The sequence below is a fragment of the Bradyrhizobium sp. 26S5 genome (assembly GCF_036923295.1).
In the GTDB taxonomy this organism is placed as follows: Bacteria; Pseudomonadota; Alphaproteobacteria; order Rhizobiales; family Xanthobacteraceae; genus Bradyrhizobium; species Bradyrhizobium septentrionale.
This window is the reverse complement of record NZ_CP145948.1, coordinates 6,280,280-6,306,500: the sequence shown is the minus strand read 5'-3', so window position 1 is coordinate 6,306,500 and position 26,221 is coordinate 6,280,280. Positions and strand designations below refer to the sequence as shown.

General features: G+C 63.6%; 24 protein-coding genes and 1 pseudogene. 15 read left to right on the top strand and 10 right to left on the bottom strand.

Translation table 11 applies throughout. The features are described 5' to 3' along the window. The first annotated feature begins 156 nt into the window (after positions 1-156). Positions 157-2,376, top strand: a complete 2,220-nt coding sequence (gene purL / locus V5279_RS29720) for a phosphoribosylformylglycinamidine synthase subunit PurL (RefSeq protein ID WP_338690698.1) — start codon at positions 157-159, stop codon at positions 2,374-2,376. Between the two features lie 169 nt (positions 2,377-2,545). Here purL and V5279_RS29715 read toward each other — a convergent pair whose 3' ends face one another. Then, positions 2,546-2,806 (bottom strand): GlsB/YeaQ/YmgE family stress response membrane protein, encoded by a 261-nt coding sequence (locus V5279_RS29715; protein WP_166298139.1) that lies wholly within the window; start codon positions 2,804-2,806, stop codon positions 2,546-2,548. Positions 2,807-3,000: 194 nt separating this feature from the next. Further along, complete coding sequence (locus tag V5279_RS29710) at positions 3,001-4,185, bottom strand: acyltransferase (RefSeq protein ID WP_338690695.1); 1,185 nt, start codon at positions 4,183-4,185, stop codon at positions 3,001-3,003. A gap of 193 nt (positions 4,186-4,378) precedes the next feature. Here V5279_RS29710 and V5279_RS29705 point away from each other — a divergent pair, with 193 nt between their 5' ends. Then, positions 4,379-4,552 (top strand): DUF1328 domain-containing protein, encoded by a 174-nt coding sequence (locus V5279_RS29705; RefSeq protein WP_166298137.1) that lies wholly within the window; start codon positions 4,379-4,381, stop codon positions 4,550-4,552. Positions 4,553-4,657: 105 nt separating this feature from the next. On the opposite strand, the gene V5279_RS29700 is transcribed toward V5279_RS29705, so the two are convergent. Beyond that, positions 4,658-5,017: a DUF427 domain-containing protein gene (locus V5279_RS29700; protein ID WP_338690692.1), complete on the bottom strand. Its 360-nt coding sequence runs from the start codon at positions 5,015-5,017 to the stop codon at positions 4,658-4,660. Between the two features lie 210 nt (positions 5,018-5,227). On the opposite strand from V5279_RS29700, the gene V5279_RS29695 reads away from it, so the two are divergent. Both V5279_RS29695 and V5279_RS29690 read left to right on the top strand, forming a co-directional pair. Further along, positions 5,228-5,464 (top strand): BolA family protein, encoded by a 237-nt coding sequence (locus V5279_RS29695; RefSeq protein WP_016843470.1) that lies wholly within the window; start codon positions 5,228-5,230, stop codon positions 5,462-5,464. 30 nt (positions 5,465-5,494) lie between these two features. Continuing rightward, positions 5,495-6,676 (top strand): low temperature requirement protein A, encoded by a 1,182-nt coding sequence (locus V5279_RS29690; protein ID WP_338690680.1) that lies wholly within the window; start codon positions 5,495-5,497, stop codon positions 6,674-6,676. A gap of 14 nt (positions 6,677-6,690) precedes the next feature. On the opposite strand, the gene V5279_RS29685 is transcribed toward V5279_RS29690, so the two are convergent. The 3 genes from V5279_RS29685 to egtB are packed head-to-tail and all read right to left on the bottom strand — an operon-like array spanning position 6,691 to position 9,396. After that, entirely contained in the window at positions 6,691-7,086 is a 396-nt protein-coding gene (locus V5279_RS29685) for a DUF4345 domain-containing protein (protein WP_338690678.1), read from the bottom strand. Positions 7,087-7,120: 34 nt separating this feature from the next. Further along, the gene (gene egtD, locus V5279_RS29680) at positions 7,121-8,089 is read right to left on the bottom strand and encodes an L-histidine N(alpha)-methyltransferase (RefSeq protein ID WP_338690676.1); all 969 of its coding nucleotides are present in this window, start codon (positions 8,087-8,089) and stop codon (positions 7,121-7,123) included. 53 nt (positions 8,090-8,142) lie between these two features. Beyond that, positions 8,143-9,396, bottom strand: coding sequence for an ergothioneine biosynthesis protein EgtB (gene egtB, locus V5279_RS29675; protein WP_338690674.1), 1,254 nt, complete (start codon positions 9,394-9,396; stop codon positions 8,143-8,145). A 293-nt stretch (positions 9,397-9,689) separates the two neighbouring features. Between egtB and grxD the strand changes: the two genes are divergently transcribed. From grxD to V5279_RS29650, 5 genes are all read left to right on the top strand, one after another. After that, a complete protein-coding gene (grxD, locus tag V5279_RS29670; protein WP_166298133.1) occupies positions 9,690-10,022 on the top strand; it encodes a Grx4 family monothiol glutaredoxin in 333 nt (110 codons plus the stop codon). Then, on the top strand, positions 10,019-10,570 hold the full coding sequence (locus V5279_RS29665; RefSeq protein ID WP_338701438.1) for an O-acetyl-ADP-ribose deacetylase: 552 nt from the start codon (positions 10,019-10,021) through the stop codon (positions 10,568-10,570). The genes grxD and V5279_RS29665 overlap by 4 nt, the downstream gene beginning before the upstream one ends. A 49-nt stretch (positions 10,571-10,619) precedes the next feature. Continuing rightward, on the top strand, positions 10,620-11,900 hold the full coding sequence (locus tag V5279_RS29660; RefSeq protein WP_338690671.1) for a serine hydrolase domain-containing protein: 1,281 nt from the start codon (positions 10,620-10,622) through the stop codon (positions 11,898-11,900). A gap of 97 nt (positions 11,901-11,997) precedes the next feature. After that, positions 11,998-13,260 (top strand): serine hydrolase domain-containing protein, encoded by a 1,263-nt coding sequence (locus V5279_RS29655; protein WP_338701436.1) that lies wholly within the window; start codon positions 11,998-12,000, stop codon positions 13,258-13,260. 21 nt (positions 13,261-13,281) lie between these two features. After that, on the top strand, positions 13,282-14,787 hold the full coding sequence (locus tag V5279_RS29650) for a serine hydrolase (protein ID WP_338690669.1): 1,506 nt from the start codon (positions 13,282-13,284) through the stop codon (positions 14,785-14,787). A gap of 44 nt (positions 14,788-14,831) precedes the next feature. Here V5279_RS29650 and V5279_RS29645 read toward each other — a convergent pair whose 3' ends face one another. The 4 genes and pseudogenes from V5279_RS29645 to V5279_RS29630 all read right to left on the bottom strand — a co-directional run bounded on the left by V5279_RS29645 (position 14,832) and on the right by V5279_RS29630 (position 17,899). Further along, the gene (locus V5279_RS29645; protein ID WP_166298129.1) at positions 14,832-15,899 is read right to left on the bottom strand and encodes a threonine aldolase family protein; all 1,068 of its coding nucleotides are present in this window, start codon (positions 15,897-15,899) and stop codon (positions 14,832-14,834) included. Positions 15,900-15,991: 92 nt separating this feature from the next. Next, positions 15,992-16,609, bottom strand: coding sequence for a 30S ribosomal protein S4 (gene rpsD / locus V5279_RS29640; RefSeq protein ID WP_029081651.1), 618 nt, complete (start codon positions 16,607-16,609; stop codon positions 15,992-15,994). A 270-nt stretch (positions 16,610-16,879) separates the two neighbouring features. Then, a pseudogene (locus tag V5279_RS29635) lies at positions 16,880-17,392 on the bottom strand (hypothetical protein). Positions 17,393-17,509: 117 nt separating this feature from the next. Next, positions 17,510-17,899, bottom strand: a complete 390-nt coding sequence (locus tag V5279_RS29630; RefSeq protein ID WP_166206948.1) for a cupin domain-containing protein — start codon at positions 17,897-17,899, stop codon at positions 17,510-17,512. 1,405 nt (positions 17,900-19,304) lie between these two features. Between V5279_RS29630 and V5279_RS29625 the strand changes: the two genes are divergently transcribed. The 6 genes from V5279_RS29625 (at position 19,305) to V5279_RS29600 (ending at position 26,210) form a co-directional block, all read left to right on the top strand. After that, positions 19,305-20,306, top strand: coding sequence for a formylglycine-generating enzyme family protein (locus V5279_RS29625; protein ID WP_166298123.1), 1,002 nt, complete (start codon positions 19,305-19,307; stop codon positions 20,304-20,306). A 27-nt stretch (positions 20,307-20,333) separates the two neighbouring features. Beyond that, positions 20,334-22,136 carry an arylsulfatase gene (locus V5279_RS29620; RefSeq protein ID WP_338690661.1) on the top strand — a complete coding sequence of 601 codons (1,803 nt, stop codon included), beginning with the start codon at positions 20,334-20,336 and terminating at the stop codon, positions 22,134-22,136. An 86-nt stretch (positions 22,137-22,222) separates the two neighbouring features. Continuing rightward, positions 22,223-23,935 carry an arylsulfatase gene (locus V5279_RS29615; protein WP_338690659.1) on the top strand — a complete coding sequence of 571 codons (1,713 nt, stop codon included), beginning with the start codon at positions 22,223-22,225 and terminating at the stop codon, positions 23,933-23,935. A gap of 51 nt (positions 23,936-23,986) precedes the next feature. Next, on the top strand, positions 23,987-25,030 hold the full coding sequence (locus V5279_RS29610) for an HAD family hydrolase (RefSeq protein WP_338690657.1): 1,044 nt from the start codon (positions 23,987-23,989) through the stop codon (positions 25,028-25,030). Next, positions 25,027-25,269, top strand: coding sequence for a DUF3302 domain-containing protein (locus V5279_RS29605; RefSeq protein ID WP_338690655.1), 243 nt, complete (start codon positions 25,027-25,029; stop codon positions 25,267-25,269). The genes V5279_RS29610 and V5279_RS29605 overlap by 4 nt, the downstream gene beginning before the upstream one ends. Beyond that, positions 25,269-26,210 carry an efflux RND transporter periplasmic adaptor subunit gene (locus tag V5279_RS29600; protein WP_338690653.1) on the top strand — a complete coding sequence of 314 codons (942 nt, stop codon included), beginning with the start codon at positions 25,269-25,271 and terminating at the stop codon, positions 26,208-26,210. The genes V5279_RS29605 and V5279_RS29600 overlap by 1 nt, the downstream gene beginning before the upstream one ends. Positions 26,211-26,221: the final 11 nt, after the last annotated feature.

Here is a 26,221-nt window from a genome sequence, read left to right as displayed (position 1 = left end):
GCGAAGTGGGCACCGGTTTGCGCGTAGAAAACGCGTCAAAACAGAAATCCAGAGCCCCGTCGCGCGGGGCTCTGATCGCCGCAAAGCTCTGGACAGGCCGAAAATGCCCCGTAAAAGGCCTTTTCGCCCCCGTTCGATCTACCTATTAAGGGACCCATGAACGCCCCCAAGAACGAGCCCCAGATCACCCTCGAACTCGTCGCCGCCCACGGGCTGAAGCCGGACGAGTACGAGCGCATCCTCAAGCTGATCGGGCGGGTTCCGACCTTCACCGAGCTCGGCATCTTCTCGGCGATGTGGAACGAGCATTGCTCGTACAAGTCGTCCCGGATCCATCTGCGCGGCCTGCCGACCAAGGCGCCCTGGGTGATCCAGGGCCCCGGCGAGAATGCCGGCGTGATCGATATTGGCGACGGCCAGGCCGTGGTCTTCAAGATGGAGAGCCACAACCACCCGAGCTACATCGAGCCGTACCAGGGCGCCACCACCGGCGTCGGCGGCATCCTGCGCGACGTCTTCACCATGGGCGCGCGGCCGATCGCCTGCCTGAACGCGCTGAGCTTTGGCGCGCCCGAGCATCCCAAGACCCGGCATCTGGTGTCCGGCGTGGTGGCGGGCGTCGGCGGCTACGGCAATTCGTTCGGCGTGCCGACGGTCGGCGGCCAGGTCCGCTTCCACACCCGCTATGACGGCAACATCCTGGTCAACGCGATGGCGGTGGGCCTCGCCGATGCCGACAAGATCTTCTATGCGGCGGCCTCCGGCGTGAACATGCCGATCGTCTATCTCGGCTCCAAGACCGGCCGCGACGGCATCCACGGCGCCTCGATGGCCTCGGCCGAGTTCGACGACGCCTCCGAGGAGAAGCGGCCGACCGTGCAGGTCGGCGATCCCTTCGCCGAAAAGCTGCTGCTGGAAGCCTGCCTCGAGATCATGGAAAAGGGTTGCGTGATCGCGATCCAGGACATGGGCGCGGCGGGCCTGACCTGCTCGGCGGTCGAGATGGGCGCCAAGGGCGACCTCGGCGTCGACCTCGACCTCGACGCGGTGCCGACCCGCGAGACCGGCATGAGCGCATACGAGATGATGCTCTCGGAGAGCCAGGAGCGCATGCTGATGGTGCTCAAGCCCGAGAAGGAGCAAGAGGCCGAGGCGATCTTCCGCAAATGGGGGCTCGATTTCGCCATCGTCGGCTACACCACGCCGAGCAAGCGCTTCGTCGTCAAGCATGGCGGCGACGTGATGGCCGATCTGCCGATCAAGGAGCTCGGCGACGAGGCGCCGGTCTATGACCGTCCGCACGTCGCCTCGACTGCGCTGCCGGTGATCCGCGGCCAGGACGTCAAGCCGCCGCTCGGAATCGCCGAGGCGCTGGAAAAGCTGATCGGCACGCCCGAACTGTGCTCGAAGCGCTGGGTGTGGGAGCAGTACGACCACGTCATCCTCGGCAATACCATGCAGCGTCCCGGCGGCGATGCCGCCGTGGTCCGCGTCGAGGACGGGCCGAAGGGCCTCGCGCTCACCGTCGACGTCACGCCGCGCTATTGCGAGGCTGATCCGTTCGAGGGCGGCAAGCAGGCGGTCGCCGAAGCCTGGCGCAACATCACCGCGGTCGGCGGCCGGCCGCTCGCGATCACCGACAATCTCAATTTCGGCAACCCCGAGCGCCCCGAGATCATGGGCCAGTTCGTCGGCTGCCTGAAGGGCATTTCGGAAGCCTGCCGCGCGCTGGACTTCCCGGTCGTCTCCGGCAACGTCTCGCTCTACAACGAGACCAACGGCCGCGGCATCCTGCCGACGCCTTCGATCGGCGGTGTCGGTCTGCTCGACGACTTCACCAAGTCGGCGACCCTGGCGTTCAAGGCGGCGGGCGAGGCGATCCTCCTGGTCGGCGATACGCAAGGCTGGCTCGGCCAGTCGGTCTATTTGCGCGATGTCTGCGGCCGCGAGGAGGGTGCTCCGCCGCCGGTCGATCTCGCCACCGAGAAGCGCAACGGCGATGTGGTGCGCGGCATGATCCGCGCCGGCACCGCGACCGCGGTGCATGATGTCTCCGACGGCGGGCTCTTGATCGCGCTCGCCGAGATGGCGATCGCAAGCGGCATCGGCGCGCAGCTCCTCGCCGCGCCGTCATCGATTGTCCCGCATGCCTATTGGTTCGGCGAGGATCAGGCCCGCTACATCGTCACCGTACCGGCGGCCGACGCGGGCCTCGTGCTGGCGAAGATGAAGGGCGCTGGCGTGCCCTGCGCGCGCATCGGCACCACGGGTGGCGATGCCATTGCCGTCGCCGGCGAGCCGCAGGTCTCGGTCGAGAACCTGTCGCGCGCGTTCGAGCACTGGCTGCCGAACTACATGCACAGCACGGCCGCCTGATCCGGGCGGACCAGGCGCTGCAACGTCAAGCGAAGAAGACCTCAATAGCGCGATGAAGCCATCATCGCGCTATTTTTCGTTCAAGCACGATCGCTCCGGATCACGCTCTAGCTCACTTTTTAAGCATGATCTTTTCGGAAAACCGCTTCGCACTTTTCCGGATCATGCTTTAGGTCGCACCGCGGATCGCGCGCCAGGCAAAGATGATCACGCAGGCGCCGATGAATCCGGCAACGAGATAGCCGATCCATCCTCCGCCGAGCGACACGCCGAGCAGACCCAACAGCCAGTTCGCGAGCGCGGCGCCGACGATGCCGAGGATGATGTTCATGACGATGCCGGTTCCGGTCTTCATGAACATCTCGGCGAGCCAGCCGGCCAATCCGCCGACGATGATGGCGGCGATCCATCCAACTTGAGGGTCGTTCATCCCTTGGACTCCCTGAGGTCAATCAGTCCGGCGAGCATAAACGAGAATCGCCCGGCGGCATGTGACCAAAGGCAGGTTGCGCGCAAATTCCGGTTCACAACCGGCCTGCTGCAACGCACTGGGTCCGCGGCTGATGCGCGCCGGCCGCGCACCAACGAGCGAGGTCATGATGCGATTACGCATCATGGCCGAAGCTACAGCACGTAATTGGCGCCCGGCAGCTTGCGCAGCACGGCGGTGGCGGCCCAGCTCAGTGCCACGGTGGCGAAGAACGCGATCGCAGCCTTGGCGATCGCCGGCAGGTCGAAATCAAACAGCCAGTATTGCAGCCACAGCACGATCGGATAGTGCACCAGGAACATGCCGTAGGCATCCCCCTGCATGCGGTCGAGCAGCGTCGGCCCGCCGTCTCTCGATTGCAGGAAGTAGGCCAGGATCGCGAACAGGATCGAGGCGCTGAACAGCACGTAGAAGCTGCCGTAGATCGCAAGATACCAGCCCGGCAGCGGATCGGGGTTACCGATGATTTCGCGCTTGATGTAGATCATGACCCACATCATGCAGTAGGGAATCAGCGTGATGCCCGTCCAGAACCAGCGCCGCTCGGTCAGCCGTCCGTGCGCGCCGAGCACGCCGTTCTCGAAGTTGGCCGCCCCGATCCCCGCGCCAATGAAGAAATAGGACGCATACAGCAGCACGCGGCTCGCCTGCACCGAAAACGGTCCGAGTTCGAACCAGTAGTTCTGGCCGTAATGGACCAGCATGGGCAGGTAGGCGGCGGCACTGACGACGACGAGGAAGAGCCAGAACTTCGAGGGACGTTCGAATCCCATGATCGAGAGACGGTTGATGGGATCGAGCAGATGCGGCGACACCCGGTACAGCAGGCTCGCCGTCAGGTCGAAGGTCATCAAGACGTAGACGAACCAGATCGGGCCGCTCGGCCACGGCCCGAACGTCATGGTCTTCCGCCAGAATTCAGAGAAGGTTACCTCCGGCGTCGCGCGTAGCGCGATCGCGTAATAGGCGATCGGAATCACGGTGACCGCGCAGATCACGAACGGCAGGCCGAGCCGCAGCAGCCGGTCGCGCAGGAAGATCAGCCACGGCTTGCGGCCGAGCCCCGGCCAGACGAACAGCCCCGACAGCAAGAAGAACATCGCCATGAAGAAGCTGTCGGTGGCGAGCACCACGCAGTCGAAGCCGATCCAGGATGTCGGGTCGGTGTGCCCGAAATGGGTGTAGGGGATCACCGCGTGATGCAGCAGCACGACCAGGGTCAGGAAGGTGCGCGCACGGTCCAACGCGACGTTACGCTTGTGGAGCTTCGGTGCTGCCTGGATGTCGACGGCCGGAGCCGCGTGAGCAATCGATTTCATGGTGCCCCCAGCCGGGTCTGCACCCGGATGTTGCAGCCGGGAACTCGATTCAGCAAGGCCCAATTGTCTTGCTTCCCGGGTGTCGAGGTCGGTCATTTCAGCGGATCTGTTTCGTTTTTGGAACTGTGATCGGGAGCGGGCGTTACCGGGAGAACAGGCGGCCGTGCGGACGCGCGGTAATGAGGAGCAAGCAATGACACTTCTGAAATGGGCGCTGATCTTTCTTGTTGTATCGATCATCGCGGGCTTGCTGGGCTTCACCGGCATTTCCGCCGCGTCCGCCGATATCGCCCGCTTCCTGTTCTACGTATTCGTCGTGATCTTCCTGGTACTCCTGGTCCTCGGGCTCACGATCTTCAGAGCCTAGCGGAGATCCGGCCGAACACTGTCGTCGTCATGCCCGGGCGAGGCCCGGGCATTTACGTTTTTCAGGCTTGGATGACGCGAGGCGCTTGCGGCAGCCGAGACGGCCTTAGGCCACTTCCTCGATCTTCACCTTGTCCGGATAGAACGCCAGATGGCCGGCAATCTCGGTCATGGCCGGAAACGGCTCCTCATAGGTCCAGATCGCGTTGTCCAACGTCTTGCCATTGGCCTTGATGCTGAAATAGCTCGCATCGCCCTTATAAGGGCAATGCGTGGTCCGCTCGGTGCGTGTCAACAGCTCCATCTTGGCGTCCTGCCGGGGGACATATTGCACGGCAGGATAGCTTGCTTCCTTCAGGGTCAGCGCATGGGTCGTCTCGGCGATCACGACGCCGTCGGCGGTGACGCGGATGCGCTTGGCATTGGGCGTGATCGTGATCGGATGGTCGGGGCCGGGGAGCTTCATGATTCTGCGCCTCTTCTGGTCATTTCGGCGTGATGGCTTGTGACCGATTGATGCAGGTTTAAATCGCTGGGAATGGGAATATAGTGTGCCCGGGATGACCTAGAAGACCCCAGGCGCTAGGTTTTATCTTAGGTTTTGTCTTAGGTTTATCTTGGGTTTTATCCTGGCCGAGCCGGCCTGATTCGAACGACCTGACGGAGGTGGACTGGGATGCCGATGGACGCCCGTGATATCGAATCGATGATCAAGGCAGCGATCCCCGATGCCGAGGTGACGATCCGCGATCTGGCCGGCGACGGCGACCACTATGCGGCCACTGTCATATCCGAGTCATTCCGCGGCAAGTCCCGTGTCCAGCAGCACCAGATCGTCTACCAGTCGCTGAAGGGCCAGATGGGCGGCGTGCTGCACGCGTTGGCCCTGCAAACCGGCGTGCCGGAAGGCTAGTCCCCGGCAACCGGGCGGGGGCCCCAAGCGATGGCAGATAATCCGCGCGGCGCGATGTTTCGCGTCATCGTGCCGAACCAGCCCAGCCGCGTCACCAATGCCGAGCTGTTCTTCGATCTCGTCTTCGTCTTCGCCGTCACGCAGCTGTCGCATACGCTGCTGCACCACTTCACCCCTTTGGGGGCGGTGCAGGTCACGCTGCTGTTCCTCGCGGTGTGGTGGGTGTGGGTCTACACCACCTGGGTGACCAACTGGCTCAATCCCGACCTGACGCCGGTCCGCCTGCTGCTGTTCGTGCTGATGCTGGGCGGGCTGTTGCTGTCGACCTCGATACCGACCGCCTTCGAGGGGCGCGGGCTGTGGTTCGCCGGCACCTATGCGGCGATGCAGGTCGGCCGCACCGCGTTCTGGCTGCTGGTGACGCCGCGGCGGCGGACGGCGGTGCGCCACAATGCGATCCGCATCCTGACCTGGCTGTCCTGCTCAGCCGTGCTCTGGGTTCTCGGCGGCTTCGCCGAGCACGAGACGCGGATGTGGCTGTGGATCGCGGCGCTGACAATCGAATATGTCGCGCCGGCCGCCCGGTTCTGGACCCCGGGACTCGGCTTCTCCTCGATGGAGGCCTGGTCGGTCGAGGGCGGCCACATGGCCGAACGCTGCGCCGGGTTCATCATCATCGCACTCGGCGAGGCCATCGTGGTCGATGGCGCGACCTTCGCCGAATTGACCTGGACGCCGGAGAACGTCGCCGCGTTCATCTCGGCGCTGGTCGGCAGCATCGCGATGTGGTGGATCTATTTCCACAAGGGCGCCGAGGCCGGCTCGGAGATGATCTCGAAATCCGAGCAATCCGGCCGCGTGGCGCGGATCGCCTACACCTATCTGCACATGCCGATCGTCGGCGGCATCATCCTCACCGCGGTCGCCGACGAGCTGGTGCTCAAGCATCCTGGCGGACACTCCGATTTGAAGACGATCGTGAGCTCGGTCGGCGGTCCCGTGCTGTTCCTGGTCGGCACCATCCTGTTCAAATTCGTGATCCGCAACTTCCTGCAGCTCTCGCACGGCGTCGGCCTCATCGCGCTGGCGATCACCGCCTATTTTGGTCACGACATGTCGCCACTGGTGCTCTCGCTCGTCACCACCGCGATCATGATCATGGTCGCGGCCTGGGAGTCGATCTCGCTGCGGTCGACGGAAGGCGAGGCGTAGGGGCGCGGTCCGCGCTACCTGCGGGTGGCGGTCGCCACGCGATGCTGCCAATAGACGAACAGCGGCGCGCCGATCAATTCGAGCGCGGTGAAGCCGATGAACGGGATCGGCGGGGCGCCGACCATCACGATCGACAGCAGCCGGCCGACGCCGCCGAGGAAGATGCCGCCCCAGACCACGCGGTACAGCACGCTCTCGCTTTCGATGCGTGGCACCAGCCAGATCAGCGCGAGACCAAGGCCGAGCCAGACCCCACCGAAGAAGCGCAGATTGCTGTCCAGCACCGGCAGCGCCGGGACGCCCGACGAGGCGTAGAGCGGGTCGCTGACGCCGAGCATCGTGATGATGCCGGTCAGGATCGGGACGAGGGCGAGCAAGCCCGTTGCGATCTGCAGCCCGCGCCTGCCCATGGTCGTTGCCCCATCCCCTCGGTTCTGGTCCTGGCTAATCGGCGACCAGTGCGTGCACCGAGAACATCGTGTTGGCGTCGGTCCAGCTGTTGCGCACCGTCCAGCCGGCGCTGCGGGCCAGCGCGGTGAAACGCTCGAGCGAGTATTTATAGCTGTTTTCGGTGTGAATGCTCTCGCCGGGGCGGAATGCGAAGGTGTTGCCGAGGATGCGCACGGTCTGCGCCTTGCGGCTGATCAGGTGCATCTCGATGCGATGGCGGTCGCGGTTGTAAATCGAGCGGTGGGTGAAGCCCGAGAGGTCGAAATTGCCGCCGAGCTCGCGATTGATCCGCACCAGCACATTGAGGTTGAAGCGCGCGGTGACGCCGGCCGCGTCGTTATAGGCGTCGTACAGCACGCGCTCATCCTTCTCGAGGTCGACGCCGATGATCATCTGCGCGCCGTGGCCGAGGATTTTTCGCGCGCTGCGCAGGAAGGCCAAGGCCTCGCTCGGCTCGAAATTGCCGAGCGTCGAGCCCGGGAAGAAGCCGACCTTCGGCATGGTGGCGACGGCCTCGGGCAGCGCGAACGGCGTGGTGAAATCGGCTGCGACCGGGTAGATGCCGAGACCGGGGAAATCCTTGCGCAGGCCATCGGCTTGGGCCTTGAGGAAATCGCCGGAGATGTCGACCGGCACGTAAGCTGCGAATTCGCAGTGCTCGAGCAGCAGGCGCACCTTGGTGGTCGCGCCGGCGCCGAACTCGACCAGCGCAGCACCTTCCGGAATGATCGCGGCGATCTCGTCGCCGCGGTCGCGCAGGATGCCGAGCTCGGTGCGCGTCGGATAATATTCCGGCAGCACCGTGATCTGCTCGAACAGCTCCGAGCCGGTGGCGTCGTAGAAATATTTCGGCGACAGCCGCTTCGGGTGACGGGCGAGATCGCCGATCACATCGCCGGCAAACGCCGAGGTCGCTTCGTCGAACGGATACGCTTTGGCCAAAGCGGCGGCATGCACATTCATGATACTCTCCCGAACGCGCTTACCGGCGCGATATTGATGTCGACAGGACTCAATCAGGCATAGTCGGCGAGGCGTAACCCCGTGAATTGCCAGCGATGGTGCGGATAGAAGAAGTTGCGGTAGGTGACACGGTTATGACCTGATGGCGTCGCCAGCGACGAGCCGCGCAGCACCAGCTGGTTGACCATGAACTTGCCGTTGTATTCGCCGAGCGCGCCCTCGATCGCGCGATAGCCCGGGTACGGCGAATACGAGCTCCGGGTCCACTGCCAAACGATGCCATAGGCATCGTTGAGCAGGCCGGCGCGCGCCGCGACCTCCCATTCCATCTCGGTCGGCAGATGCTTGCCGGCCCAGCGGGCGAAGGCGTCGGCCTCGTAATAGCTGACATGGCAAACCGGCGCTGCCGGATCGATCGGCTGCAGGCCGCCCAGAGTCATGATCTTCCATTCGCCGTTGATCTCGCGCCAGTGGCCGGGCGCCTGCCAGCCCTCGTTGCTCACGGCACCGAAGCCGTCCATCAGCCACAGCGTGGCGGTGGAATAGCCGCCGTCCTTCATGAAGGCGAGCCAGTCGGCATTGCTGACGAGGTTCTTGGCGAGCTTGACCGGACCAACCAGAGCGCGATGCGCGGGCTTCTCATTGTCGAAATGAAAGCTGTCGTCGGCGTGGCCGACGGTGTGGATGCCTTCGTTCAGCGTCACCCATTCCTCGGTGCCGCGCTGCGATGCCGGGAAGCGCCAGGCCGGATCGTAGGCCGGCGGGATCGGGTTCTGGGCGAAGGCATGCAGGATGTCGGTGACCATCAGCTCCTGATGCTGCTGCTCGTGATTGAGGCCGACCTCGACTAGCGGCACCAGCGCGTCGAGCTTGTCCGCTGCGGCGGTCTGGAAGAATTTCACCACTTCGGCGTCGACATGGCAGCGGTAGGCGGTGACTTCGTCGGCGGTCGGTCGGGTCAGATGGCCGCGCTGGTGGCGGGCGTGCCGGGGACCGGCGCTGACATAATAGGAATTGAACAGATAGGCGTAGTCCGGGTGGAACGGCGTGTAGCCCTTGACGTGCTCGCCGAGCAGAAACTGCTCGAAGAACCAGGTCGTATGGGCGCGGTGCCACTTGGCGGGGCTCGCATCCGGCATCGACTGGATCAGCTGGTCTTCCGCGGACAGCGGCGCGGCCCGGCGCTCGGTCTCGTCACGGACCGCGCGATAGGCATCCACCAAGCGCTGGGCTGACGACCCGGATTCGGAGGACAATGACGGGGAGGCGCCGGGAATGGCGGCCGCGGCAGAGGCTGGTTTCGTCAACGATGGTCTCCGATTCAAGGGGAGAACGTTGCTTCGGCAAACTGGTTCCAGACGGACAGTTCGTCCTAGATAGGGGTTCGGTTACAGGAAAAAAGCCTCCCCCATGATGATATTGGGATCGTCAGGTAATCCCGGCCCCTTTTGGGGCGCCGCCCGGCTCCTGCCGCATGCCAGATTTCCGCCATTTTGCTTTGGATGCACAATGGTTTGAGCTACATATATAGCCAGTCACGGGTTAGAAGGGCGGGCCGGTCCGTTAGGGCTTGAGAGCGCCGCCCCCGAAGGAAGCGAAAATGAGCATCGAGCAATTCATCGACAACGAAGTGAAGGCGAACGACGTCGTGCTGTTCATGAAGGGCACGCCGCAATTCCCGCAGTGCGGGTTTTCCGGTCAGGTCGTGCAGATCCTCGACCACATCGGTGTCGGCTATAAGGGCCTCAACGTTCTTGAATCGGCCGAGCTGCGCGACGGCATCAAGGTCTATTCGAACTGGCCGACGATTCCGCAGCTCTATGTGAAGGGCGAGTTCGTCGGCGGTTGCGACATCATCCGCGAGATGTTCCAGGCCGGTGAATTGCAGCAGCTGTTTGCCGACAAGGGCATCCCGGTCGACGTGGTTGCCTGACCTTGACCGCGCGCCAAATCGGCAAGGCGCGGCTCGACGTCATCGTTACCGACATCACGACCCTGCGCGTTGACGCCATCGTCAACGCGGCCAATTCGTCGCTGCTCGGTGGCGGCGGCGTCGACGGTGCGATCCATCGCGCCGCGGGCCCGGAGCTGCTCGCCGAATGCCGCACGCTCCATGGCTGCAAGACCGGTGATGCCAAGATCACCAAAGGGTATCGGCTGCCTGCCAAGCATGTCATCCATACGGTCGGCCCGGTGTGGAATGGCGGCACCCAAAACGAGGACGCGCTGCTCGCATCCTGCTATCGCCGCGGCATCGAGCTTTGCCACGCCAACCGTCTCGGCTCGGTCGCATTTCCTGCCATCTCGACCGGCGTCTATCACTTCCCGCCGGTCCGAGCCGCCGGTATCGCGGTCAAGGCCGTCGTCGATACCCTGGCGGCGGCACCCGACCTCACGCATGTGATCTTCTGCTGCTTCTCGGCCCAGAGCGGCGAGCTTCATCAGAAGGTCCTGGACACCCTCGGTAGCCCTTGTGCCTGATGATACCGCCGCTACACTTCCTCGTGATTTTCGGGGAGGGATAGACCGAATGAGTTTATTTGGATTTTGGCGGGTGGCCGCGGCCGCCGCGGTGGTGCTTGCGGCGCCGCTGGCCCGCGCCGAGGGCACCTATGAGATTCCGGCGGGTGCGCATTTCAATCCCGACAAGCTCGCCAAGATCGGCGAATTCTTCAAGAACGAGGTCGCGACCGGAAAGATTCCCGGCGCCATCGTCCTGATCCAGCAGCACGGCAAGCCAGTGTATCACGAATCCTTCGGCGTGCAGGACGTGGTCAGCAAGGCGCCGATCACGGACAAGACCATCTTCCGTCTGGCTTCGATGACCAAGGCGATCACCGCCGTGGTGTCGATGCAGCTTCTGGAGGATGGCAAGTACAAGCTCGATGATCAGGTCTCGAAATACATCCCGTCCTTTGCCAATATGAAGGTCGGCGTCGAGAAGAAGGCCGAGGACGGCACCAAGACGCTCGAGCTGGTGCCGCTGGAGCGGCCGATCACGATCCTCGACCTGATGCGGCACACCTCCGGCATCACTTACGGCTTCTATGGCGATAGCCTGGTCCGCAAGGCCTACAAGGAAGCCAACATCTATGGCGGCGATTTCGACCTCGCCGAATTCGCCGAGCGGATCGCCAAGCTGCCGCTGCACAACCAGCCCGGCGCGCTCTGGCAATACGGCCATTCCACCGACATTCTGGCCCGCGTGATGGAAGTGACGACCGGCAAGCCGCTGCTGACGATCGAGCGCGAGAAGCTGCTCGATCCGCTCGGCATGAACGACACCCGCTTCTTCGTCACCGATCCCGAGAAGCAGAAGCTGATGGCCGAGCCGATGCCGAACGACAGCGATTTCCGGGTCGGCCGGGTCAACGATCCGACCAAGGTCAAGAAATGGGAGTCCGCCAGCGGCGGCATGGTCTCGACCATGGCGGATTATTCGCGCTTCGCGCAGATGCTGCTCAATGGCGGCACCCTCGACGGCAAGACCATTTTGAAGCCCGAGACATTCAAGCAGCTGACGACCGACCAGGTCGGCCCGGGCTCCGGCGTCGGGCGCGACGTTTTCTACTTCCCCGGCGACGGCTTCGGTTTCGGGCTCGGGATCGGGGTGCGCACCGATCCCGGCAACGCCAAGCCGCCGCCGCCCGGCGATCTCGGCGAACTGAAATGGGATGGCGCCAGCGGCTGCTATTTCGTCATCGACCGCAAGCAGGACTTCTTCTTCATCCTCCTGGAGCAGACGCCGACCGAGCGCCAGCGCGTCCAGCGGACGCTGAAGCTGCTCGTCTATGAAGCCATGGAAAACTAGAGCGTTTTCGAGCGAAGTGGATACCGGTTCGCGTGGAGAAAACGCGTCAAAACAAAGGAACAAGAGCATGACCGGATTCAACCGGTCATGCTCTTACATGCGTGGGTGCCGCGCAGTCGTCGCGGCACTCGCGGTCGCGTTCGTCGCAACGGGTGCGAAGGCCGGCGCCGCGGGGCCGGCCGCGCACAGCTTCTCGCCGGAAGGCCTCGCCAAGGTCTCCGACTATGTCAGGAACGAGATCGTAACCGGCAAGATTCCCGGCGCGATCCTGCTGCTGCAGCAGCACGGCAAGCCGGTCTATTACGAGAAGTTCGGGGTTCGCGACGTCGCCACCGAGCTCTCGATGAGCGCGGATACCATCTTCCGCCTCTATTCGATGTCGAAGCCGATCACCACCGTCATCGCGATGATGCTGGTCGAGGAAGGCAAGCTCGCGCTCAGCGATCCCGTGTCGAAATACATCCCGGCCTTTGCCGGCATGAAGGTCGGCGTGGAAAAGCGCGGCGATGAGGGCAAGGCGACGATGATGCTGGCGCCGCTCAAGCGTCCCGTCACCATCGAGGACCTGATGCGCCACACCGCCGGCCTGCCGTACGGCTATTACGGTGGTGGTATCGTGAACACGACCTACGCCGATGCTGGCCTGTTCAACAACGATCCCGACAATGCCGAGTTCGTGGCGCGGCTCGCGGCGCTGCCGCTTGCTGAGCAACCCGGTACGCAATGGGACTACGGTCATTCCACCGACGTGCTCGGCCGCATCATCGAAGTGATCAAAGGGAAATCCCTGTTTCAGGTCGAGAAGGAGCGGCTGCTCGGTCCGCTCGGGATGAACGAAACCGCGTTCTATGTCGCCGACCGCGCCAAATGGCCGCTGGTCGCCGAGCCGATGCCGAAGGATCGCACCATCAGTCCGGTGGCCGAAATTCGCGACCCGCGCAAGCCGCTGCGCTGGGAATCCGGCGGTGGCGGGATGGTCGGCACCATCGGCGACTATGCTCGCTTCTCGCAGATGCTTCTCAACGGCGGCAGCTATGACGGCCGGCGCTATCTGAAGCCGGAGACCATCGCGCTGATGGCGTCGGACCATATCGGTCCGGAGACCGGGGTCGTGCGCGACAAGAACTATTACCCGGGTCCGAACTCCGGCTTCGGCCTAGGCTTCGCGGTCCGCACCTCGGTGCCGCCGAACACGTCGTGGCCATTGGGCGAGTATCGCTGGGACGGTGTCGGGGGCACGTTCTTCTTCATCGATCCCGCAGACGATCTGTTCGGAATCTTCATGGTGCAGACGCCATCACAGCGCGGCCGGATCCAGCAGGAGCTCAAGCTGCTGATCTACCAGGCGATGGGGCGCTAGAGGTGGTGGGCGGAGGTGGTCATGCAGGCAATGACATTCACCTTCCGCAAGCTCATCCTGGTGGCCGTCACGCTTGCCGCGGTGGCCGCGTGTCGGCCCGTTCTGGCCGAAGAACGGGGTGATGCCGACGTCGTGCAGCGGATCGACCACGTCGTAAACGGCCTGAGGACGGCGATCGTCGTCGATGGCGATGCGCCGATGACGTTGTCCGATCGCATGAACGAACTGCACGTTCCCGGTGTCAGCATCGCGGTGATTCATGGCGGCGCCATCGAATGGGCGCGCGGTTTTGGCTCTGTCGCCATCGGCGGTCCGCCCGTGGTGCCGGAAACGCTGTTCCAGGCGGCCTCGATCAGCAAACCGGTGACCGCCATTGCCGCGCTCGCGCTCGTTCAGGCCGGCAAGCTCGATCTCGATGCCGACGTCAACGTCGCGCTCAAGAGCTGGAAGATCCCGCACCATCCGTATTCCCAATCCCAGGTGACGGTTCGGCGGTTGCTGAGCCATACGGCCGGAACGAACGTGCCCTTCTACCCGGGCTATCAGGCCGGCCAGCCGGTCCCCTCGCTTGTCGAGATCCTCGACGGCAGGCCGCCTGCGAACACTGCGCCCGTTCGGGTCGAGCACGAACCCGGCAAGCAGACTGAATATTCCGGCGGCGGCTACACGATCGTCCAGCAATTGCTCATCGACGTGACGGGGCGGCCGTTTCCGGCGCTGCTCGATGACATTGTCTTCAAGCCGCTCGCCATGACGCATTCCAGCTTCGCGCAGCCATTGCCTGCGGCTCGTTTGCCGATGGCCGCGACGCCGTACCGGGCGGACGGCGCGCCGGTGCCCGGAGGGGCGCATGTCTATCCCGAGCTGGCCGCGGCGGGATTATGGACGACGCCGAGCGATCTCGCCCGTCTCTTGCTCGCCATGCTGGATTCGTTGGCCGGTCGGAGCAATCCCGTTCTGTCGCAATCGATGACGGCCGAGATGCTTTCGCCGGTTCTGGGCAGTGCCGACGGGCTACCCCCCGGGATAGGACGACGTGGGATGGGCTGGCTGGTTCGCGGCTCGGCGCCCAACCGGCAATTCTGGCACAACGGGGTGAACGAGGGCTTCATCGACACCATGGTCATTTTCGAGAATGGCGATGGCGCTGTTGTCATGACCAACGGCTGGGGCGGGCGGATCCTCGTCGACGAAATCCTGCGTAGCATCGCGGCCGAGTACGGCTGGCCGGATCGTCAGGCCAAGGTCGGGAAGCTCGCCACGGTGAGCCCGCAGGCGCTGGACCGTCTGGTCGGGACCTATCGGTTCACGCCCGAATTTTCGATCCACGTTACAAGGGAAGGAGATCGCCTGTTCAGCGAGGCGACAGGGCAGGAGCGGCGCGAAATCTTCGCCGCCAGCGATCGCGAGTTCTTTTTCAAGGTCGTCGATGCCGTGCTGTCATTCGACACGGACGGTCAGAACGCGGCAATGCAAGTGACCCTTCACCAGGAAGGAACCGATTACGTCGGAAAGCGGTTGCCGTAGTCTGGTAGCCCGGATTTTGTGGAGCTCCATCCGGGCTGTGGGGGCTACGCCGCGCGCACGATGTCCCTGACGTGGCCGATCATCTCCTCGATCATCGCCGCCGTGACATCGAGATGCGTGCAGGCCCTGATCCGGCCATCCATCATCGCCAGCGTCACGCCGCGCTTGCGCAGCTCGGCGACCATTTTGTCGCCTGATACGCCGGCGCCGTCAGGCTTGAAGAAGACTAGGTTGGTCTCCGGCGCCTGCACGGCGATGCCGTTGATCTGCGACAGCCCGCGCGCCAGCGCCCGTGCATTGGCATGGTCGTCGGCGAGGCGGTCGACGTGGTGATCGAGTGCATGGATGCAGGCGGCGGCACAGACGCCGGACTGCCGCATCGAGCCGCCGAGCCGCTGCTTCCAGCGCCAGACGTCGTCGATGAAGGCGCGGGTGCCGGCGATCACGCCGCCGATCGGCGCGCCCAGGCCCTTGGAGAAATCGATCCAGGCGGAATCCCAGCCCGCGGTCATGTCGCGCGGCGAGATGCCTGACGCCACGGTCGCATTCAGCAGCCGCGCGCCGTCCATATGGGTGATAAGGCCGTGCGCCTTGGCGATGCTCACGACCTCGTCCAGCGCGGCCTTCTTCCAGATCGTGCCGCCGCCGATATTGGCGGTTTGCTCGACGCTGACGAGCACCTGCGGCGGCTGGTAGCGGGTGCGCGGATGCAGCGCGGCGCGGAAGGCGTCCGGCGTGAACTGGCCGTCGTCGCCCGGGAGCTGCGTGATCTGGAAGCCGCCGAGCGCCGCATGCGCGCCGCCCTCGCGTGCGATGATATGCGCGGTGGCGTGCGCCAGGATCTCGTCGCCGGGGCGGCAATAGGCCAGCGTCGCTGCGACGTTGCACATCGTGCCCGACGGCATGAACACGGCGGCCTCCTTGCCGAGCAGATCGGCGACGCGGGCGCAGAGCTCATTGGTGGTCGGATCGTCGCCAACCTGCTCGTCGCCGACCTCAGCCTTCGCCATCGCCTCGCGCATCGCCGGCGTCGGCCTGGTCTGGGTGTCCGACAGCAGGTTGATGCGGACGGGCGGCGCCTTCGGATCGGGCGGGGCAGGGGTGTAGTGCATGATGTCTCTCTCGGTCGATGTGTGCTGACTTTAGCCAAACAAAAAGGCCCCGGCAAAACCGGGGCCTTTCGGATCTCGCATGCGTGCCGTGATCAGCGCGAATAGAATTCGACGATCAGATGCGGCTCCATCTGCACCGGGAACGGCACGTCGCCGAGCGCCGGGATGCGGGCGAACTTCGCGGTCATCTTGCCGTGATCGACCTCGAGGAAGTCGGGCACGTCGCGCTCGGGCAGCTGGGCGGCTTCCAGCACCGGGGTGAGCTGCTTGGAGGCTTCCTTGACCTCGATGCTGTCGCCGACCTTCAGCTTGTAGCTGCCGATGTTGACCTTGCGGCCGTTCACCTTGACGTGGCCGTGGTTGATGAACTGGCGCGCGGCGAACATCGTGGCGACGAACTTGGCGCGGTACACCACGGTGTCGAGACGGCGCTCCAGCAGGCCGATCAGGTTCTCGCCGGTGTCGCCCTTCAGGCGGCTGGCTTCGACATAGATGCCGTGGAACTGGCGCTCGGAAATGTTGGCGTAGTAGCCCTTGAGCTTCTGCTTGGCGCGGAGCTGCACGCCGAAGTCGGAGAGCTTGCCTTTGCGGCGCTGGCCGTGCTGGCCGGGGCCGTATTCGCGGCGGTTCACGGGGCTCTTCGGGCGGCCCCAGATATTCTGGCCCATGCGGCGATCGATCTTGTACTTCGCCTCACTGCGCTTTGTCATCGCGTCCTCTTTGTATAGCCGTCGCTGCGTCGCGCCCGGCGTTTTGTCAGTTTCAGGTTTGAGGAGACGCGCCCTCCTGTGTACCGGCCAAAAGGCCTGTACCGACAGGTCCGCCTCGAAAGCTCGGGGAGAACCACGGGTCGCGAAACGCATCGCGGGCCGAAACCGGCCCGCGAGCAAGGGTGATCTTAAGGAGAAAGTCCGGGTCTGTCAAACAAAACGCGGGGCGGTTTGGGCCGAATCGACGCCAAAATCGGCTGTTTTCGCCCCTCAAAGCCTGGTTGCCGCCGCCCGGACCGGCCGAGTGCCGGTTTCCGGCCGGATCGCGCCCAATTCGGGGGCAATCACGCCGCTCAATACCTGCTCGAGCCGGGCCAGCGTCCGGGCGATCAGCGCCGCGTCGCAGACCAAATGGTCCCAGCGCAGCACCACATCGACGGTGTGATCCGGCTTGATCACGCCATAGCTCAGCAGGAATGGGCCCGGCCTCAGCGCGTGCAATTTACCCGCGCAATCGCCACCATGCCGACGCTGCGCGGCAGCTCATAGAGGCACGGCCAGGGCCATTTGACGTGCAGCGTGCGCAGGGTCGGCTCGGTCTTGGCGACCAGCGCGAACGCCTTGACGAAGATCGCGGCCCAGCCGGGTGCCAGCGCGGGCCTCGACCACGGCGCGGACATTCAGGGAGCGTGTCAGGGAAACGAACGGCACGCCGGCCGACGCGTACATCAGATCGGCGACGGGACGGCGCGGCAATGAAATTCGACGAAATCGACCGCGCATCCGTTCAGTTCAAGTCCCTATAAACCGGCAAAATATCAATGTCCGGCGAGCGCAAATTGTCGCTCGCCGTACCTGAAGTTCAGATGAACCAACTGGCGGTAAGCCAATTGGTTCTGCTCACGGCGCCGGTTTTGCCAGGGGCTCGCCGGCCTTGACCACGTAGACCCCGAGCACCTTGAGCGGCTTATCGCCGGAGGCCTTGGCGTCGTGCACCGCACCTTCCGGGATCTGGTAGGAATCGCCCGCCTTCACTTTCAACGGCGGCTGGCCGTCGATCACAAGTTCGAGCTCGCCTTCGAGCACATAGCCGGTTTCAGCACCGGGATGGCTGTGACGCCCCGACGCGCCCCCGGCCGGAACCTCGGCGATCGCGGTCACCGTGTTGTAGCCCGCCGGGAAATCGACCTTTTGCAGCGGCGTGCGCTTGATGCCGCTCTGCTGCGCAACAGCAGCGCCGGCACCGGCAAAGGCGATCACGGTGAGACCAATCAGCAATTTCCTGAACATGCATTTTCTCCCAAGGCGCCAAAGCCTAGCAGCGCGGACTCGCGGCGGAAAGCCTGCGAAGTGTGATGTGCGCTTGCGACGTTCGGATAAGTCCGTTCATCTCGCGGCGCGAACCACCCGAGTTTCTGCATCATTTGTCCGCCCTCGATTATCAGAGGGCGCAGGGAAAGCCAGGTGCCGATCGCACCCATGGGTCCCGTGCAACAAAAAGCACGGGAGGTAGGACCACAGGTGTAACCGGGAACTCCGGCTTTCCCCGCGCGATGGGTTACGGCTTATACGTGCTCTCCCCGGCGAGACTGGGCTTGCTTCTCACCGCCCTCGCAAAACGCTTTCGCATATTGCGACGAGACACCTGCCGCTAGGGCGTCAGGACCACACGATTTCGCCGTCCGCATCGATCACGCTTCGTCGGTCGTGACCTCAGCGTCCACCGCATCTCACCGCAACACCCGTGACGATGCGCAAGCGCCCCTCGATCGGGTGAGACGGGCAAATCTATACACTGAGTTGGGTGTGCCGATAAACAGAAATATTTTTGACGAAGGGTCTTGCCACGTCGGGCAACTCAGTGATCGCGATTTTGGACGACGCCGGCTCGCTGCGCGGTACCCGCGGCGCGCTGAGTTCCGGTTCGTGCAGGGCGTTCAATTCGCGTGAGACAATGTGCCGCGCAGCCTGCCGCGCTCAAGCTGCATGGCCCCGACGTGCGAGCCTTTGGCGGCGTCGTGAAGTCCTTCGAAGCCGACGAGTTCGCTGGTGCTGACCGAGAGGTGCTCGCTTATTTTCAGGTTCACAACTGGAGAGTGCGATTGATCTGCCGAGACCAAGTGCTTGAAGTCAGGACAAGAACTTCCCCCGCGACAACGCCGGTTTGATTTGCACGGCGAGATCGTGGCGCGGATTTGCCGACGTGCAAATTTTCGCTTGTTTTTCCAAGAAGGCAATGATGCCCGCGGCATCGGATTGATGGAATTGGGACATCGTTCGTTAAGGCTGCACGCCTTGGGGTTGAGATTGGCACAAAGTGCACATGCCACGCATAACACGTTGCGCTATCGTTTGATCTCAAAGCGAAACAGCTCGTGACAACGTCCGGCGGGACGGATCACGCGCCGCATGGGCGGCTGCGCACGCGAGCGCTCGCGTAGATGGCGACGAGGAGACAAAGGGAAGAAGGCCTGACGCAATCAACGCTGCCGAAAAGTGCAGCATCAAAAAATGGAAGGGCGCGACAATGCAATCGAGCACGACGTTCGATCACCGAGAAGCCAATCCTGCGATCTTCAAGCCTGCGATCTTCGGCAAGATCTTCCGCGTAGCACTCAACGAAATCACCGACCCATCGAGAACACAGGGTTTTTGGGACTGTTGCCCGCGGTAATGCGCGAACAGGTGTATCGCCATGTCCCGGGCCGAGATCGCTTCCGCTGAAGCAGAGCCGGACGACCGCATGCAGACCGACGACATGGTCTGGATTCCCGGCGGCACGTTCCGCATGGGATCGGACCAGCATTATCCCGAGGAAGCGCCGTCGCATCGCGCGTCGGTCGATGGTTTCTGGATCGACCGCACGCCGGTGACCAACGCCCAATTCCGCGACTTCGTGCGGGAGACCGGCCACATCACGTTCGCCGAGCGGCCGCCCGATCCCGCGCAATATCCGGGCGCGCTGCCGCACATGCTCTATGCCGGCTCGCTGGTGTTTTCTCCGCCGCGCCGCGTCCACACCCTGCGCGACTGGAGCCAATGGTGGACCTACCTGCGGGGCGCGAACTGGCGTCGCCCCTATGGCCCGCGCAGCAACATCAACGTGCTCGGCAGCCATCCCGTCGTCCACGTCGCCTATGCCGATGCGCTGGCCTACGCCAAATGGGCCGGCAAGGAGCTGCCGACCGAAGCGGAGTGGGAGTTCGCGGCACGCGGCGGGCTCGAGGATGAGGAATATGCCTGGGGCAATGCCCTGACGCCCGGCGGCAAGCACATGGCCAATACCTGGCAGGGCAATTTCCCGCTGCAGAATCTCTGCGAGGACGGTTTTGACCGGACCTCGCCGGTGACCGCGTTCCCGCCGAACGGCTATGGCGTCCACGACATGATCGGCAATGTCTGGGAGTGGACCGCCGACTGGTGGTCGGCCCGCCATGAGGCCGATGCCGCGAAACCTTGCTGCATTCCGCAGAATCCGCGCGGCGGCCGCGAGAGCGCGAGCTACGACCCCGCCCAGCCGGCGATCAGGATTCCCCGCAAGGTCCTGAAAGGCGGCTCGCATCTCTGCGCGCCGAACTACTGCCGCCGCTATCGCCCGGCCGCGCGCCATGCCGAGCCGGTCGATACCTCGACCAGCCATGTCGGATTCCGCTGCGTGGTGCGGTCGTCGCCAGCCGTTTCTCACCCGCCGAAATGAAGGCCTTTGCAATGTAAGGAGTTTCTTATGAGCAACGACGCCGACAACAACAAACAGGCCGACAAGGCTATCGACCGTCGCAATCTCTTGCTGGGCACATCCACCCTGGTGGCCGCGGCGACATTGACGTCCGATGCGTTCGCGCAGGCGCAGAAGGCAGCGCCTTCGTCGGCTGCAAGTCCGTCCCCTGCGGCGACCTCGGGCCGCAAGCCGAATATCCTGGTGATCTGGGGTGACGACATCGGCATCGCGAACATCAGCGCCTATTCGAATGGCTTGATGGGATACGAGACGCCAAGCATCGACCGCATTGCGCGCGAAGGCCTCAAGATGCAGCATTATTACGGCGAGCAGTCTTGCACGGCCGGCCGCGCTGCGTTTCTCACCGGCCAGCATGGTATTCGTTCCGGTCTGACCAAGGTCGGCTTTCCCGGTGCGCCAATGGGGATGAGCCAGCTCGATCCGTCGGTCAGCGGTCTGCTCAAGAATCTCGGCTATACCACCGGTCAGTTCGGCAAGAATCACGTCGGCGACCGCAACGAGTCGCTGCCGACCGTGAACGGCTTCGACGAGTTCTTCGGTAACCTCTACCATCTCAATGCCGAGGAAGAGCCGGAGCTGCCTGACTATCCCAAGGACCCGGCCTACCGCGCCAAGTTCGGCCCGCGCGGCGTGCTGCGCTGCAAGGCGACGGATAGCGACGACCCCACGGTCGATCCGCGGTTCGGCAAGATTGGCAAGCAGACCATCGAGGACACCGGCGCACTGACCAAGAAGCGCATGGAGACGGTCGACGACGAAACGTCCGCGGCGGCGATCGATTTCATCAAGCGGCAGCAGGCGGCCGGCAAACCATTCTTTTGCTGGTTCAATGCGACGCGCATGCATCTGCGCACGCACGTGCGCGCCGACCATCGGGGCCGCTACACCCACGGCGACAGCGAGTATATCGACGGCATGATGGAGCACGACGACACCGTCGGCTCACTGCTCAAGGCGCTGGACGATCTGGGAATCGCGAACGACACCATTGTGGTCTATTCGAGCGACAACGGGCCCCACATGAACACCTGGCCCGACGGTGCCATGACCTGGTTCCGCTCGGAGAAGAACACCAATTGGGAGGGCGCTTTCCGCGTGCCCTGCCTTGTCCGCTGGCCCGGTGTGATCAAGCCCGGTACGGTCAGCAACGAACTCATGAGCCACAACGACTGGATCCCAACGTTGTGTTCGATCGCCGGCGAACCCGACATCGTCAACAAGCTGAGGGCCGGCTACACCGCGAACGGCACCAACTACAAGGTCCATCTCGACGGCTATGACCAGTCGGCGTTCCTCCGCAACGTCAGCGGGACCGCCGCCAACAACAACGGCACCAAGAGCGCGCGCGACAAGTTTTTCTACTCGGACGATGACGGCTTGTTGGTGTGCTTCCGGCAGGGCGACTACAAATACGTCTTCTCCGAGCAGCGCAAGGAAGGGACGATGGGGCTGTGGGCCGAACCCTTCACCACGCTCCGCCTGCAGAAGATCTTTAACCTGATGCAGGACCCCTTCGAGCGCGCCGACATCACCTCCAACACCTTCTGGGACTGGAATCTGAATCATGTCGGCAGCGCCTACGGCATGATGGATGAGGTGTTCCAGTTCGTCGCGACGTTCAAGGAGTTTCCGCCGCGCGCCTTCCCGCCGAGCTTCAATCCCGCCAACATCCTGGAAGGCATGATGGACGGGATCAAGCAGAAGAAGGCGCTAACCGAAGGAATGGATGTCGACAAGGTCCGCGCCGGACTGAACCGGATCATCCAGCAGCAACTGCAAAATCGCTAACTCTGCGCACCCGGCTCATCCTTCGGTGAGCCGGCCTGCAGTTTCTCGACCGTCGCAACGGCCTTCTGAAAAGTAAGGAGTGTCGAATGAGCAATGAAACCAGGAGCAAGAGCCAGACCGAAGCGGAACAGGCGATCAATCGCCGAAATCTGCTGCTCGGTACATCCTCGCTGGTCGCAGCAGCGGCGTTGACATCAGACGCGCTGGCACAGGCGCAGAAGGCTGCCCCGGTGCCGGCTGCAAGTCCGGCCGCTGCGGCGGCTTCGGGGCGCAAGCCGAATATTCTCATCATCTTCGGCGATGATATCGGCCAGACCAACCTGAGCGCCTATTCATTCGGCCTGATGGGCTATCGCACGCCGAATATCGATCGCGTTGCCAAAGAAGGCATGATGTTTACCGACTATTATGCCGAGCAAAGCTGCACGGCAGGGCGATCATCCTTCATCACCGGCCAATGCACGTTGCGAACCGGCCTCTCGAAGGTTGGCGTCCCCGGCGCGACCGTTGGCCTGCAGGCCAGGGACGTCACGATCGCCCAAGTGCTCAAGCCGCTGGGCTACGCCACCGGCCAGTTTGGCAAGAACCACCTTGGTGACCGCAACGAATATTTGCCGACGGTGCACGGCTTCGACGAGTTTTACGGCAACCTTTATCACCTCAACGCCGAAGAAGACCCCGAGAACCGGTTCTACCCGAAAGACCCCGGCTTCTTCGACAAGTTCGGACCGCGCGGCGTGTTGCGTTGCAAGGCATCCGACCGCGACGACCCGACCGAGCAGCCACGCTGGGGCAGGGTTGGCAAGCAGACCATCGAGGACACCGGGCCGCTCTCCAAGAAGCGCATGGAAACCATCGACGATGAGACGTCGGCCGCGGCGGTCGATTTCATGCGGCGTCAGGTTCAGGCGAACACGCCGTTCTTCTGCTGGTTCAACTCCACCCGCATGCATTTCCGCACCCATGTGCGGGCGGAGCATCGCGACAAGCCGGGCCTGACTTCACGGACCGAATATGCCGACGGGATGATCGAGCACGATGCGACGATCGGCACGATCCTCAAGGCCCTGGACGATCTCGGCGTCGCCAATGATACGATCGTTCTCTACACGACCGACAACGGCCCGCATCAGAACTCCTGGCCGGACGCCGGCACGACGCCGTTCCGCAGCGAGAAGAACACCAACTGGGAAGGCGCGTTCCGCGTGCCCTGCATGATCCGCTGGCCGGGACGAATCCAGCCGGGTTCGGTCTCGAACGAAATGATCAGTGGACTCGACTGGTTCCCCACACTCATGGCCGCGGCCGGCGACACTGAGATCAAGCAGAAGCTGCTCAACGGCCATAACGTCGGTGGCAAGACATTCAAGGTTCACCTCGACGGTTACAATCAGCTTCCATATCTCACCGGCCAGCAGGATCGCGGCGCCCGCAAGGAATTCATCTACTTCAACGACGACGGCGATGTCGTGGCGATGCGTTATGAGAACTGGAAAGCGGTGTTCGAAGAGCAGCGCGTCAACGGCACCATGCGGATCTGGGCGGAGCCGTTCACCAAGCTGCGGGTGCCGAAATTCTTCAATCTGCGTTCCGATCCGTACGAACGTGCGGACGTCACCTCGAACACTTACTACGACTGGTTCATGTCGGACGCTGCCGGCGCATTCCTGGCGTCCTCGGCGGTCGTCGGAGACTTTCTCGCGACTTTCAAGGATTATCCTCCGAGCCAGCGGCCATCGAGCTTCAGCATCGACCAGTTGGTCGAGAAGATGCAGAAGAGCTTCGAGGTGACCCAATAGGCATGAAGCTCAACGAGAGGCGGTAGGGGAAATCCGTTGCGGATTGCAGTGATGGCTGGATGCACAGGACTGAACCGACGAGCGGCCGTTGCGGCGCTCGTCGCTCTCGTGCTGTGCAGCGTTGTCGGTGCCCGTGCCCAGACCGACCCGCTGCCGTCCTGGAACGACGGCGCGGCGAAGAAGGCGATCACCGATTTCGTCGTGCGCGTAACGACGCAAGGCGGAGCGGATTTCGTGCCGCCGGCCGAGCGCATCGCCACCTTCGACAATGACGGCACGCTGTGGACCGAGCAGCCACTCTATTTCCAACTCGCCTTCGCGTTCGACCGCGTCAAGGCGATGGCGCCGGAGCATCCGGACTGGAAGACGCGGCAACCCTTCAAGGCGCTGCTGGAGAAGGACACCAAGGCGCTTGCGGCCAGCGGAGAGAAAGGGCTGCTGCAAATCCTGGCGGTCACGCATGCCGGCATGACCACGGAGGCGTTTGCGCAGTCCGTCCGCGACTGGCTCGCGACGGCAAGGCATCCGCGGTTCAACCGTCCCTATGACAGCCTGGTCTATCAACCGATGCTGGAGCTGCTGGTTTATCTCAGGGCCAACGGCTTCAAGACCTTCGTCGTCTCCGGCGGCGGCGTCGAGTTCATGCGGCCGTGGACGGAGCGGGTCTACGGCATTCCGCCGGAGCAGGTGGTCGGCTCTTCGGGCGTGGTGAAATTCCAGATCGGTGCTGACGGCAAGCCCGTGCTGATGAAGGAAGCCAAGGTCGAGTTCATCGATGACGGCCCGGGCAAGCCGGTCGGTATCAACCGCTTCATCGGTCGCCGCCCGATCTTCGCCTTCGGCAATTCGGATGGCGATCTGCAAATGCTGCAATGGACCGCGGCGGGGCAGGGCACGCGTTTCGCCGGCATCGTGCACCACACCGATGCTGAGCGCGAATACGCCTACGACCGGCAATCGAAGATCGGCAAGCTCGACAAGGCGCTCGACGCGGCCACTGCGGGCGGCTGGACCGTGGTCGACATGAAGCAGGATTGGAAAGAGGTCTTTCCGCCCCTGGCCACAACAGGTGCTGCGAAGGAGGCGAAGCCATGAGCGGCTACGACATCTTCGCCTGGATCGTGCTGCTTATCCTGGTCGCGAGCGCGATCAGTATGTTCTGCATCGCCGGCTGGTTGCCCGGGCATATCGCGAAATCCCGCAATCACCCTTACGCGCAGGCCGTGACCGTCGCGGGCTGGATCACCTTGATCTGCGGCTTTGCACTGTGGCCGGTGGCTTTCGTCTGGGCTTATGTCGACGTGCCGGCGCCGCGCCGGGCGGGAGACGCGTGATGGGTGTCGCGATCTTCAACACCTATCTGGTGCTGCTGTTCCTGCTGGTGCACTTCAGGATCGTGCGCTTCAACCTGTTCTGGAAGGCGTCGCCCTTCATCGTGCTGGTGCTCCTGCTGTTCGGCCTGCTGGTGCCGATGGGCTGGGGCGCGCCGCAGGGTTCGGCGCTGGTTGTGCGCAATGCGGTGTCGATCGTGCCCAACGTCGCGGGTGAGGTGACCGAGGTGCCCGTCGTCGCCAACACGCCGCTGAAGGCGGGCGACATTCTCTTCAAGATCGATCCGACGCCGTACGACGCACAGGTCAAGGCGATCGAGGCGCAGCTCAAGCTGTCCAGGACGCGGCTCGCCCAGATGACGACGCTCTACGAGCGCGACGCCGGGCGTGGCTTTGACGTCGAGCAGCGGCAGTCCGAGGTCGATCAGCTCAGCGGCCAGCTCGAGGCAGCACAGTGGAACAGCGACAAGACGGTGGTCCGCGCGCCGGCCGACGGTTACGTCACCAACCTCGCTCTGCGCAAGGGCGCGCGGGTGGCGAACCTGCCGCTGTCGCCGGTGATGGCGTTCATCGACACCTCGAGCACGATCATCGGCGTCGAGATCAACCAGATCGATGCGCGGTATGTCGCGCCGGGACAGGAGGCCGAAGTCACGTTCAAGTTCGCTCCCGGGCAAATTTATTCCGGCAAGGTCGAAAGTGTGTTGCAGGCGATCGCGACCGGTCAGACCCAGACCTCGGGTACGGCCGTGGCGCCGAAGGCGATCGAGGCTGCGCCATTCGTCGTGCGTGTCAAGCTCGACGATGCTGCCTTCGCCGACCGGCTGCCCGCGGGCGCAACCGGCACGGCGGCGATCTACACGGAGCATCTCAAACCGACGCATGTCGTGCGGCGCGTGATTCTGCGCCAGGTCGCGATCGTCAATTACGTCAATCCGTTCTGAGGGGAGCGGAT

What these genes read in the sequence shown, in the direction of transcription:
- purL (WP_338690698.1), top strand. Translation starts at nt 157, where the DNA reads ATGAACGCCCCCAAGAACGAGCCCCAGATCACCCTCGAACTCGTCGCC.
- V5279_RS29715 (WP_166298139.1), bottom strand. Translation starts at nt 2,806, where the DNA reads ATGAACGACCCTCAAGTTGGATGGATCGCCGCCATCATCGTCGGCGGA.
- V5279_RS29710 (WP_338690695.1), bottom strand. Translation starts at nt 4,185, where the DNA reads ATGAAATCGATTGCTCACGCGGCTCCGGCCGTCGACATCCAGGCAGCA.
- V5279_RS29705 (WP_166298137.1), top strand. Translation starts at nt 4,379, where the DNA reads ATGACACTTCTGAAATGGGCGCTGATCTTTCTTGTTGTATCGATCATC.
- V5279_RS29700 (WP_338690692.1), bottom strand. Translation starts at nt 5,017, where the DNA reads ATGAAGCTCCCCGGCCCCGACCATCCGATCACGATCACGCCCAATGCC.
- V5279_RS29695 (WP_016843470.1), top strand. Translation starts at nt 5,228, where the DNA reads ATGCCGATGGACGCCCGTGATATCGAATCGATGATCAAGGCAGCGATC.
- V5279_RS29690 (WP_338690680.1), top strand. Translation starts at nt 5,495, where the DNA reads ATGGCAGATAATCCGCGCGGCGCGATGTTTCGCGTCATCGTGCCGAAC.
- V5279_RS29685 (WP_338690678.1), bottom strand. Translation starts at nt 7,086, where the DNA reads ATGGGCAGGCGCGGGCTGCAGATCGCAACGGGCTTGCTCGCCCTCGTC.
- egtD (WP_338690676.1), bottom strand. Translation starts at nt 8,089, where the DNA reads ATGAATGTGCATGCCGCCGCTTTGGCCAAAGCGTATCCGTTCGACGAA.
- grxD (WP_166298133.1), top strand. Translation starts at nt 9,690, where the DNA reads ATGAGCATCGAGCAATTCATCGACAACGAAGTGAAGGCGAACGACGTC.
- V5279_RS29660 (WP_338690671.1), top strand. Translation starts at nt 10,620, where the DNA reads ATGAGTTTATTTGGATTTTGGCGGGTGGCCGCGGCCGCCGCGGTGGTG.
- V5279_RS29655 (WP_338701436.1), top strand. Translation starts at nt 11,998, where the DNA reads ATGCGTGGGTGCCGCGCAGTCGTCGCGGCACTCGCGGTCGCGTTCGTC.
- V5279_RS29650 (WP_338690669.1), top strand. Translation starts at nt 13,282, where the DNA reads ATGCAGGCAATGACATTCACCTTCCGCAAGCTCATCCTGGTGGCCGTC.
- V5279_RS29645 (WP_166298129.1), bottom strand. Translation starts at nt 15,899, where the DNA reads ATGCACTACACCCCTGCCCCGCCCGATCCGAAGGCGCCGCCCGTCCGC.
- rpsD (WP_029081651.1), bottom strand. Translation starts at nt 16,609, where the DNA reads ATGACAAAGCGCAGTGAGGCGAAGTACAAGATCGATCGCCGCATGGGC.
- V5279_RS29630 (WP_166206948.1), bottom strand. Translation starts at nt 17,899, where the DNA reads ATGTTCAGGAAATTGCTGATTGGTCTCACCGTGATCGCCTTTGCCGGT.
- V5279_RS29625 (WP_166298123.1), top strand. Translation starts at nt 19,305, where the DNA reads ATGTCCCGGGCCGAGATCGCTTCCGCTGAAGCAGAGCCGGACGACCGC.
- V5279_RS29620 (WP_338690661.1), top strand. Translation starts at nt 20,334, where the DNA reads ATGAGCAACGACGCCGACAACAACAAACAGGCCGACAAGGCTATCGAC.
- V5279_RS29615 (WP_338690659.1), top strand. Translation starts at nt 22,223, where the DNA reads ATGAGCAATGAAACCAGGAGCAAGAGCCAGACCGAAGCGGAACAGGCG.
- V5279_RS29610 (WP_338690657.1), top strand. Translation starts at nt 23,987, where the DNA reads ATGGCTGGATGCACAGGACTGAACCGACGAGCGGCCGTTGCGGCGCTC.
- V5279_RS29605 (WP_338690655.1), top strand. Translation starts at nt 25,027, where the DNA reads ATGAGCGGCTACGACATCTTCGCCTGGATCGTGCTGCTTATCCTGGTC.
- V5279_RS29600 (WP_338690653.1), top strand. Translation starts at nt 25,269, where the DNA reads ATGGGTGTCGCGATCTTCAACACCTATCTGGTGCTGCTGTTCCTGCTG.